This is a genomic window from Nonomuraea sp. NPDC004186, from assembly GCF_053603495.1.
In genome coordinates this window covers 1-9,819 of record NZ_JBSGFQ010000228.1, presented here as the reverse complement: position 1 = coordinate 9,819, position 9,819 = coordinate 1, and the positions used below count along the sequence as shown (strand labels likewise).

Annotated in this window: 9 protein-coding genes; 5 read left to right on the top strand and 4 right to left on the bottom strand. The window is 71.6% G+C overall.

Annotation, left to right across the window (positions count from 1 at the left end; all coding sequences use genetic code 11):
- Positions 1–1,591 (top strand): AbfB domain-containing protein (locus ACWEPL_RS64120; RefSeq protein ID WP_452442766.1); only part of this gene is annotated, 1,591 nt, incomplete at its 5' end.
- 165 nt (positions 1,592–1,756) lie between these two features.
- Positions 1,757–2,656: a hypothetical protein gene (locus ACWEPL_RS64115; RefSeq protein WP_452442764.1), complete on the top strand. Its 900-nt coding sequence runs from the start codon at positions 1,757–1,759 to the stop codon at positions 2,654–2,656.
- Here ACWEPL_RS64115 and ACWEPL_RS64110 read toward each other — a convergent pair.
- Complete coding sequence (locus tag ACWEPL_RS64110; protein WP_452442762.1) at positions 2,642–4,255, bottom strand: SMI1/KNR4 family protein; 1,614 nt, start codon at positions 4,253–4,255, stop codon at positions 2,642–2,644. The genes ACWEPL_RS64115 and ACWEPL_RS64110 overlap by 15 nt on opposite strands.
- Positions 4,256–4,342: 87 nt before the next feature.
- On the opposite strand from ACWEPL_RS64110, the gene ACWEPL_RS64105 reads away from it, so the two are divergent.
- Together ACWEPL_RS64105 and ACWEPL_RS64100 are read left to right on the top strand one after the other, a co-directional pair.
- Positions 4,343–4,543, top strand: coding sequence for a hypothetical protein (locus ACWEPL_RS64105; RefSeq protein WP_452442759.1), 201 nt, complete (start codon positions 4,343–4,345; stop codon positions 4,541–4,543).
- An 18-nt stretch (positions 4,544–4,561) separates the two neighbouring features.
- Positions 4,562–5,380, top strand: coding sequence for an MOSC domain-containing protein (locus ACWEPL_RS64100; protein WP_452442757.1), 819 nt, complete (start codon positions 4,562–4,564; stop codon positions 5,378–5,380).
- Positions 5,381–5,419: 39 nt separating this feature from the next.
- Here ACWEPL_RS64100 and ACWEPL_RS64095 read toward each other — a convergent pair whose 3' ends face one another.
- Together ACWEPL_RS64095 and ACWEPL_RS64090 are read right to left on the bottom strand one after the other, a co-directional pair.
- Entirely contained in the window at positions 5,420–6,754 is a 1,335-nt protein-coding gene (locus ACWEPL_RS64095; RefSeq protein WP_452442755.1) for a hypothetical protein, read from the bottom strand.
- An 89-nt stretch (positions 6,755–6,843) separates the two neighbouring features.
- Positions 6,844–7,746 carry a helix-turn-helix transcriptional regulator gene (locus tag ACWEPL_RS64090; RefSeq protein ID WP_452442754.1) on the bottom strand — a complete coding sequence of 301 codons (903 nt, stop codon included), beginning with the start codon at positions 7,744–7,746 and terminating at the stop codon, positions 6,844–6,846.
- 114 nt (positions 7,747–7,860) lie between these two features.
- Between ACWEPL_RS64090 and ACWEPL_RS64085 the strand changes: the two genes are divergently transcribed.
- Positions 7,861–8,559: an SDR family NAD(P)-dependent oxidoreductase gene (locus tag ACWEPL_RS64085; RefSeq protein WP_452442752.1), complete on the top strand. Its 699-nt coding sequence runs from the start codon at positions 7,861–7,863 to the stop codon at positions 8,557–8,559.
- Positions 8,560–8,635: 76 nt separating this feature from the next.
- Here the strand turns inward: ACWEPL_RS64085 and ACWEPL_RS64080 are convergent, their stop codons facing one another.
- A complete protein-coding gene (locus ACWEPL_RS64080; protein WP_452442767.1) occupies positions 8,636–9,709 on the bottom strand; it encodes a multicopper oxidase family protein in 1,074 nt (357 codons plus the stop codon).
- Positions 9,710–9,819: the final 110 nt, after the last annotated feature.

Below are 9,819 nucleotides of genomic sequence, written 5' to 3'. Positions count from 1 at the left end.
GGGGCTGGTCGCGGTGGCCACGGCGAGCGCCGTCGCCGTGCCCGCCGTGCTCGTCAGCGGCCTGCTGCACACGCAGGCCGACTTCGACCGCATGCGTTCGATGGTCAACGCCGGAGCCCAGCCGTGGAAGGCGGGTTGGGACCGGCTCGTGGCCAACTCCCACTCCCAGAGCACCTGGACGCCCAACCCGCAGGCGACGATCGTCCGCGGCGGCGACGGGCAGAACTACGGGATCCTCTACAACGACATCCACGCCGCCTACCAGAACGCGCTGCGCTGGAAGGTCAGCGGCAGCACCGCGCACGGCGACAAGGCGCGCGACATCCTCAACGCCTGGTCCGGCACGCTCACCACGGTCACCGGCAACGCCGACCGGTTCCTGGCCGCGGGCATCTACGGCTACCAGTTCGCCAACGTCGCCGAGATCATGCGCGGTTACGGCGGCTTCGACCTGGCCCGCTTCCAGCGGATGATGCTCAACGTCTTCCACCCGCTCAACGAGAGCTTCCTGACCAACCACAACGACGCCTGCATCACCAACTACTGGGCCAACTGGGATCTGTGCTCCATGAACTCGATCCTGGCCATCGGCGTGCTCTGCGACCGCCAGGACCTCATCGACCGGGCCGTCACGTACTTCAAGACGGGCGCGGGCAACGGCTCGATCGCGCACGCCATCCCGTTCCTGCACAGCGGCGGGCTCGCGCAGTGGCAGGAGAGCGGGCGCGACCAGGGCCACACCATGATGGGCGTCGGCCAGATGGGCGCCTTCTGCGAGATGGCCTGGAACCAGGGCATCGACCTGTACGGCTACGACGGCAACCGGTTCGCCAAGGCGTGCGAGTACATCGCCAAGTACAACCTGGGCGAGGACGTCCCGTTCACCGCCTACACCTGGGGCACCGGCCAGAACTGCGCCCAGCAGACGCACACCGCGATCTCCTCGGCGAGCCGCGGCGAGGTGCGGCCCGTCTGGGAGACCGTCTACCACCACTACGCCGTCAGGCGCGGCCTGGCCATGCCGTACTCGGCCGCGTTCGTCGCCAAGGTGCGGCCGGAGGGCGGCGGCGGCGACTACGGGCCCAACAGCGGCGGCTTCGACCAGCTCGGGTTCGGCACGCTCACGCACGCCAGGGTCCCGGGCGCCGCCACCCTCCCGGCGGGGACGACCAGGTCGCTGCGCTCGGTCAACTATCCCGCCCGCTACGCCAGGCACCAGAACGACCTCGGCTACCTGCACGAGGTGAGCGCCTCCAGCGACGCCCAGACCCGCCAGGACGCCACCTTCACGATCGTGACAGGGCTCGCCGCGCCGAACGGCTACTCCCTGCGCGCCGCCGACGGCCGCTACCTGCGCCACTCCGGCTGGCGGGCGCGCCTGGGCGCCGACGACGGCACCGCCGTGTTCAGGGCCGATGCCACCTTCTACGCCGTCCCCGGCGCCGCGAGCGGCTCGGTGCGCCTCGAATCGAGCAACTATCCCGGCCGTTTCCTGCGCCACCGCGGCTTCGAGCTCTGGGTGGACGCCTACGACGGCACGACCGGGTTCCGCGACGACAGCTCCTTCACGGCCGTCACGGCCTGGGCCTGACCCCGTCACGGGCGGGCGGCGCCACCGACTGGGTGCCGCCCGCTAGGGGCTACTGAAGGTGATCATGTCCTTCCTTTCCGGTTGTTTCCGGGAGATCGGCGGATCTTCACTGCTACCGTCCGGCCTTTCCGGCAGTAAACCCGAGAGAAAGAGAGACGGACCCCTATGTGGATCGCCTTGGGTGTGATCGTCGCCCTGGTCGCGGGCGTGGCTCTGTGGTGGAAGTTCCGAGATCCGCTCAGAGGCGAGGACTTCTACAAGTTCCACGTCGAACGCAAGTGGGCCTGGGAGCTCATCCTCGACGACGAGCAGGAGCGGGCCTTCATGGCGGGGCTCGAGGCGTACGACGAGGAGAGCACGGTCTACCCGCACCGCGAGGCCGGCGCGCTGCGCGTCTACGGCCCGTCCATGATGATCTCGCTGTTCCTGCTCACCGAGCAGTTCGCCGCGATGGGCCCGCAGGCCCTGGCCGACCCGGCGGGCGCCGTACGCCACCTGATCGACCGCGCCGCGCAGAGCGAGACCGGCGGCGTGCTGCACCTCGACGACGACTGGATGGCCCAGCCGGTCGACGGCATGGACAAGTACGACTTCACCAGCGCGATGATGAGCGCCACGCACGCCCAGGGCGTGGACGGCGGCGTCGGCGGCTACGGCGACGAGGACGGCGGCTACGGCATGCTCACCGTGCTGGTGGAGATGCCGCAGCACGTGGCCCGCATGTACGACGACGCCCACAGCCACGCCGCCCCCGGCGAGATCCGCAACCGGCTCGACGTCTACAAGGCCGTGATCGAGGAGCCGGAGCCCGAGTTCGTGGCGGGGCTGGAGAGCGCCGACGCCGAGCGCAGCCGCTTCACGAACACGCTGATGTACGACTACGGCCGGGTGCTCGCCGGATACCGGTCGATGCGCCCGCAGATGCCGCAGGCGCAGCCGTCCGACGTCATGTCCATGGTCATGGCGCGCATGCTGTCGGACAGCCTGCCCGGCATGACCTGGACCCGGCAGCCGTCGACCGAGCAGTACCAGCGCGCCCTGGAGCTGATCTCAACGAGAGGCTGACCCGCCGCGGGCGAACCGGCCCGCGAAGGTCCGCACGTCCGCCGACCTGCCCGCCAGGTCGGCCGCCCACTTGACCGCCGTCCTCAGCGACGGCTCCGGGGCGTGGTAGGACCTGTCGACCGACCACCACCAGGCCCGCTCCCGGGGCGGCTCGGCGGCCAGCTCGGCTGCCGCCAGCCCCGCCGGGTGGCCCGCCCGCTCCCAGAGCTCCTCCCACTGCGCGCGGCGCAGGCGCAGGTAGAGCAGGTTCTTGAGGTCGGCGAGCACGCCGAGGTCGTTGACGGTGGCCTCGGACAGGTCCAGCCCGTACAGGCGCGGGCACGACATGAGCGGCGCCAGGTCCACGGGGTTCGCGGTACGCAGCGTCAGCAGGCGCAGCGTGGCGTGGCCCGCCAGCGGCCACAGGTCGATCGCGTCCATGGCCAGGTCGAGCAGCTCCACCGGCGTGTCGCGGAGCGGGCCCAGGTCCGCTCCGGGCACGTTCTCCACGGTGATCTGCCACAGCGTCGGCGTCCCGCGCAGGGGCCGGAAGTCGGCCCAGGGGGCGTTGAGCACCGTCAGGCGTTCGATCCCCGCGCGCATGCCGCGCATGGAGGCCGCGTCGGCGCCGGCGACGACCAGCGCGCGAGGCTCCTCCTCCGGTTCCTCGGCGTCGATCCACAGCTCGCCCTGCTCGATCCGGTACGCGCCGGCCCGCAGCGCGGCGACGTGCCGATGCAGCAGGCCGGTCACCGAGTCGGCGACGTAGACCGGGCCGTCGTCGTGGTGCACGCCCATGCGGATGACCTGGCCGGAGCGCCCGCCGGGCCCCGGCGCGAGGTCCACGGCCAGGAAGTCGCCGCCGGTGCTGGTGGCGAACGGGATCCAGCCCGGGTGGTCCGACGCCCGGCGCACCGCCAGCCGCGGGCCGGTGCTGGTGATCAACGGGGTGCGCAGGTGGTCACGCCAGGCGCGGCCCGCGGCCCACCAGCGGTTCTCCGGGCGGCTCTGGCTCACCAGCCTCTCCAGGCCGAACCAGGGGTGCCGGTCCAGCAGCCCCTCGCCGCCGTCGCCGTCGATGTGCGCGTAGAGGGCACGGAGGTCGTCGGGGAGCCCCATCGCGAGCTCGGCCCGGCGCGCCTCCGGCAGGGCGGGCGGCGGCGCGTACGTGTCCCGCCCCAGGATCCGGTCCCGCTCCCGTAAATAGGCGCCGAGCAGGGCGACCGCCTCCCGCGGGTCTCCCGCCTGCGTGGACTCCACCGGGCCCTTCTGGAACGCCGCCGGCTCGGCCGGGAGCGCGTGCCGGTCGAGCACGTACAGGAACCCGCCGCCGTGGGCACGCTCCAGCGACTCGCTGACCACCGCCTCGAACCGCCCCTTGGCCTCCACCACCAGCTCGACGGTCAGATGATCGCCGGTCGGCCCGGCCAGCGTGTGCACGGCGCACAGCTCGGCGTGCAGGTCGACGTCACCGCCGCCGGCGCCGGGCTCGTACGTCAGGCCGCTGTGCCCGGCCCCGCCCCCGGCGGTCGCGAACCCCCGCAGTTCGGCCCGGCGCCACTTCGGGGGCGCCGCGGCCGCGATCTTCTCGGCCATGGAACGGAGTACGTCGTCGATCACGCGGCCTTTCCCCACCCGACTCGATCTTGTGAACGGCCGGATCCGCACCCGGTCGCTTTGTCGGTGATGATCTCTAATCTCCCGCCCATGACACAAGTGATCCCGTCCCCCGCCTGGCAGGAGCTACGCGACCTCGTCGCCGAGGGCAGGACCGCGGACCTGGCCGACCGCGTGATCCCGATGCTGCCCGGGGCCCTGGGGGCGCGGGTGGCCGCGGTCTTCGGCGGTGAGGCCACGCCTGAGGAGGCGGGAGTGGTGACATATTTGCCTCCTGACGGCCGTTACTGAACCGGATAAGCTTGGGCGGTGATCCTTGATCAAATCCTGATTTATCCGCTGAAATCGGGTCAGGGTTGGGCGCGGTCCGAGGCGGTCGTTCACCCCTGGGGCCTGGACGGGGACCGGCGGTGGGCGGTCGTCGACGAGAACGGCGACAACCTGTGGCTGGGCGAGTTCCCGCGCCTGGCGTCCGTCGCCGCGCACCCCACCGCCGAGGACGGTCTGCGGCTCGCGGCGCGCGGGATGGAACCCCTGACCGTGCCGCCCGCCACCGGTGCGGCCACGCGGGTCGGTTTCACCGGCCTGGACAAGGCGGTGCTCGCCGACGACGTCGCGCACGCCTGGTTCAGCGAACTGCTGGGGCGCCCGGCCCGGCTGGTGTGGCTGGACGACCCCACGCGGCGGTCGATCGACCCGGCGCACGGCGGGTTGCCGGGTGAGGTGGTGAGCTTCGCGTGGGACGCGCCGCTCCTGCTCATCTCGGAGTCGTCCGCGCTCGCCCTGGACGGGTGGCTGGCCGAGGAGGCCGCCAGGCACGGCGAGGATCCGCCCGGGCGGTTGTCACGGGTACGGTTCCGTCCCAGCGTGATCATCGAGGGCTCGGAGGCCTTCGCGGAGGAAGGCTGGCGCGAGGTGCGGATCGGCGACGTCCCCTTCCGGGTCTCGGAGATCTGCGACCGTTGCGCGGTGACGACGATCGATCCGGAGACCCAGGTGAAGGGCAAGGAGCCGCTGCGGACGCTGGCCCGGTACCACAAGTGGGACGGCAAGACCTGGTTCGGCATCCGCCTCGTCACCCTCGAACCGGGCACGATCCGGGTGGGCGATCCGGTCAGCGCCCGCTGACCGGATCGATCGCGCACCGTGGCCGGCGAGGTGCCGGTCTCAGCAGTCGAGGTTCGGGCAGTTCAGGGCGAGTACGAGGCGGTCGCTGTCGTAGATGGCGTCGTAGTCGCCGCGGAACTCGTTGACCAGCCATATCTCTCCGCTGGCCGGCCAGTAGGCGACGTTCTGCGCGTTGCCCGGAGCGGTGGTCATGTAGTGGACGTCGAGCGTGCCGCGGTCGGCGGAGATCGTGACGCGGTGCAGGCAGGACTTGCGGTAATCCCCTGAGATGTTCGCCGTGCCGCCCGGCATGTAGGTGACGGCGGGCGCGCCGTCGGGGCACAGCCCGACGAGGACGCCCCTGTCGCCGGTGAACACGCCGCCCTGCAGCTCCCAGACCGGGCTGGTCCATCCCTCGGTGGGGTGGACGAGCCCGTCGGAGCCGGTCTTGAGCAGGGCGGTGGACGGGTCGAGGGGCCAGCGCAGGATCTTCCCGCCGGAGGCGCCCCTCTTGTACTCGACGGTGGTCAGGTGGTCGGCGCCGCTCCGGTCGAGCGAGACGCCGTTCAGGCAGGGCCTGGTCAGGTCGAGGCTGGCGCACACCGCCGGGGAGTTGAGCCGGTAGTAGCCGATCTGCGGCAGGGCGAAGCCGGAGTACGCCGCCGAGCAGACGCCGCTCACGCAGCCGACGTTCCCTGACGTGGTGGAGTTCATCTTCCAGAAGTGGGTGAGGTCGAAGACGCGGACCAGCCGGTCGCCGCCGGAAACGTCCGGGTCGCCGCCGGTGACGAGGAAGAGCTTGTTGCCGTACCACGAGATGCCGTCGGCGTGGGTGGCGATCTCGTGGAAGCCTTCGGCGGTGCCGTCGGGTTCGACCAGGACGACGTGGCGGTAGGGGGCTCCCGACATTCCGGCGGTGACGTCGGCGAAGGTGACCCTGGCGAGCCGGTTGGCTCCGTACTCGTGGGAGGCGCCGCTGCGCCAGCTCACCGCGACGATCTTCCGGCCGGCGCAGCCGTCGCAGGGCGGGTAGAGCACTGAGCCGTTCATGCCGTCGCCGCTGCCCGTGATCCCCTGCGGGAACCAGTTCGCGGTCGTGTCGTCGGTGGCGTTCCAGCAGAATCCGCTGACCGGGACGGAGACGTGGAGGTCGGTGGGGTGGCAGATCGCGCGGGTGGTGTAGCCGCCGGCGATGACGGTGTCCATCCGCACCTTGGTCACCGGCAGCGTGGAGACCACCGCGTCACGCGCCGACATGGTCGAGGTGAACGCCAGCGGCCTGACCTGAGCCAGTTGCGCGGCCGTCAACGCGTAGCCGGTGGCCGCCTGGGCGGGCAGGGGGACGGCCAGCAGGGCGGTGAGGAGCAGGACCAGTGCGGCTAATCGCGTGACCACAGGTGGCCTCCGTCGTTATGAAGGTTTCCTGCATTACTAACATCAACTTGGGAGGTGGTCAACGACATAGGGGAGAAATCAGGGGCTACTTAGTGAGGGCTCCTCCTAATGTGTTCCTGTAGGTCGGCATCGTGGTCCGGGGCCGGTGGGCCGGCGACGGCGGTGAGGCGGAGCTTGGTCTCGTCCTCGCTGCCGGGCACGGCGGTCATGATGACGATCTTGAGCTCGGAGTCGCCGTCGGTCAGGATGTCGCAGTCCACCGTGACGGGGCCCACCGACGGGTGGTAGATCGTCTTGTGGTCCTCGCGGTGCGCGGCCACCTCTCCGGTCGCCCACAGCTCGGCGAACCTCCTGTTGCCCGCGTTCAGCTCGCGGATCAGCGTGGCCAGGCGGCCGTCCTGGGGGAAGCGGCCGGTGGCGCGGCGCAGGTCGGAGACCACGGCGGCGTCGGTGGCGGCGCGGTCCGCCTCGGTCACCGGCCACAGGGCGAGGTGCGCGGGGCCGGCGTCCACCGGAAACCTGTCACGGGCGAAGTTGCGCAGCCGCGGCGGCGCGCCGGAGGGGTCGCCCAGCAGGGCGGCCCACCCGCGGTTCCACCACACCAGCTGCCAGTCCGCCGCGAACACGGCGACCGCCACATCCCCGAGGCGGGCGAGCACCCGCTGCACGCCGGGCGGAAGATGGTCGGAGATCGCGCCGCCCACCGGCGGTACGAGCTGGGCCAGCCGGTACAGGTGGTCCCGCTCGGCGGTGGACAGCTGTAGAGCCCGCGCCAGTGACGCCACCACCGACGCCGAGGGTGTCGTGGCCCGCCCCTGCTCCAGGCGCACGACGTAGTCGACCGATACGCCGGCCAGGTCAGCCAGCTCTTCGCGCCGCAGCCCGGCTGCCCGGCGTCCTCGGGACACCGGCAGCCCGGCGGCCGACGGGGGCAGCCGATCCCGCCACGTGCGGATCATCGCGCCCAGTCCGGTTCCGGGTGTCGTCGACATGACCTCCATCCTCATGCATCCCCGGTCGTGCGGGTGGGCGCGAGGGTGGTACCGGTCTTCCTACCGTCGAAGCCTCCCTGGTCCGCCTCCTTCACCGGGACCAGCATCGAACGCATGACGATCACCTTCATCACCGGAGCCAACAAGGGCCTCGGCCGCGAGACCGCCCGCCGCCTGATCGAGTACGGCCACACCGTGCTCGTCGGAGCCCGCGACCGCGAGCAGGGCGAGGAGGCCGCCGCCGCGCTCGGCGCACGCTACGTCCCCATCGACGTGACCGACGACGCGTCCGTGGCCGCCGCGGCCGCGAACGTCGCCGAACACGAAGGCAGGATCGACGTCCTGATCAACAACGCCGGCGTCCACGGCCCCGTCGGCGACCCCGCTGACCTCACCGCCGCCGACGCCCGCGCCGTCCTCGAGGTCAACGTCATCGGCGTCGTCCGCACCACCACCGCGTTCCTGCCGCTGCTGCGCCGCTCGGACGCCCCTGCGATCATCAACGTGAGCAGCGGCATGGGCTCCCTCGCCTTCACCCACGACCCCGGCCGGCCCGAGTCGCATGTGATCGCGCCGCTGTACACCTCCTCGAAGGCGGCGCTGACGATGTTGACCACGCAATACGCGAAGGGGCTCAAGGGCATCCGCGTCAACGCCGCCGATCCCGGCTACACCGCGACCGACCTCAACGGTCACAGCGGCCCCCAAACCGTTGCCGAGGGCACGGACGCGATCGTCGCCCTCGCCACCGAGGAGCCCGGCGCCGGCACCGGACGCTTCGTCTCCCGCCATGGCGAGATCGCCTGGTCCTGAGACCGGGCCGTGCCGAAGCCGCCCCGGACCGGTGGAATGCGCCGCCGGCCGGCGCCTGGTGCTCACTTATTGGGGCTCACTCGGGCTTGTTGCCGGCCGAGCCGCCGACCGTGAACCGGGTGGTGACTCCCTCGTACATCAGATGGGCCGTGAGCCCTTCGGAGGCGTGGGGCAGGTTGTGGCAGTGGTCCATCCATACGCCGGGGTTGTCGGCGACGAAGGCGATCTCGTACGTCTGGCCGATCCCGACCTCGAGGGAGTCCACCCACCAGGGGCTGCCGGTGGCGGCCACGCCGTCGCGCGTGAGCACCACCGCGTGGTGGCCGTGCAGGTGCATGGGGTGCGCCTCGCCGCTGTTGTTGGAGATGCGCATCCGCACCACGTCACCCTCGGTCACGTGGAACATGGGCACGTCGGGGTAGAGATGGCCGTTGATCGTCCACCACACGCCGGGGACCCCGTCGAGGAAGCCGGGGCGGCGGCCCACGTCGTACTCGAAGCGCCGGTCCGGCTTGGCGGGGTCGAACCCGAGCGGCGCCCGGGTCCCGTACGTGAGCGGGTCGAGCGTCGCCGCCGGGCGTGGCACCGGGGGCGCGTCGTACGACGTCGAGCCGAGCACGACACCGGCGGGGCCGCCGAGGTGGATCCGCACGGGGGAGCCGTCGGCGGGCATGGTGACCTCGAGATCGGCGCGTCCGCCGGCGGCCACCGCGACCGCCTGGTCCCGCACCGGCGCCGGCCCGCTGACCTCGGTGCCGTCCACGGCCACGAGCCGGTACGGCGCGCCGCTCACCCAGGCCGGCATGACGCCGTACTCGGTGTTGATCACCCGTACCCGGGTCCGCGCGCCGGGCGCCGCCTTGACCTGGACATCGCCCTCGCGCCCGTTGACGGTGCGGATGCCGCCGTACAGGTGCACCAGCGCCACGACGTCTTTCACGCCGGCGGTTCTGGCCGGCGCGACGACCAGCGCGCCGAGCAGGCCGCCGCGGACCTGTTCGTGTGACATCTGGTGCGAGTGGTACCAGAAGGTGCCCGCGCGGTCGGCGAGGAACCGGTAGGTGAACTCCTTGCCGATGCCGACCGCGTCCTGGGTGACGCCCGCGACGCCGTCCGCGGCGTTGGGGACGTCGACGCCGTGCCAGTGCAGCGTGATGCCGCCCGGCCTCCTGGGCGGCCGTGGGAGCTTGGAAGGCCCCGGTGAACCATTGCCTGGTCACCTGGCTGAACTGGTCTAGCGAGCTCACCAGCACATATTGC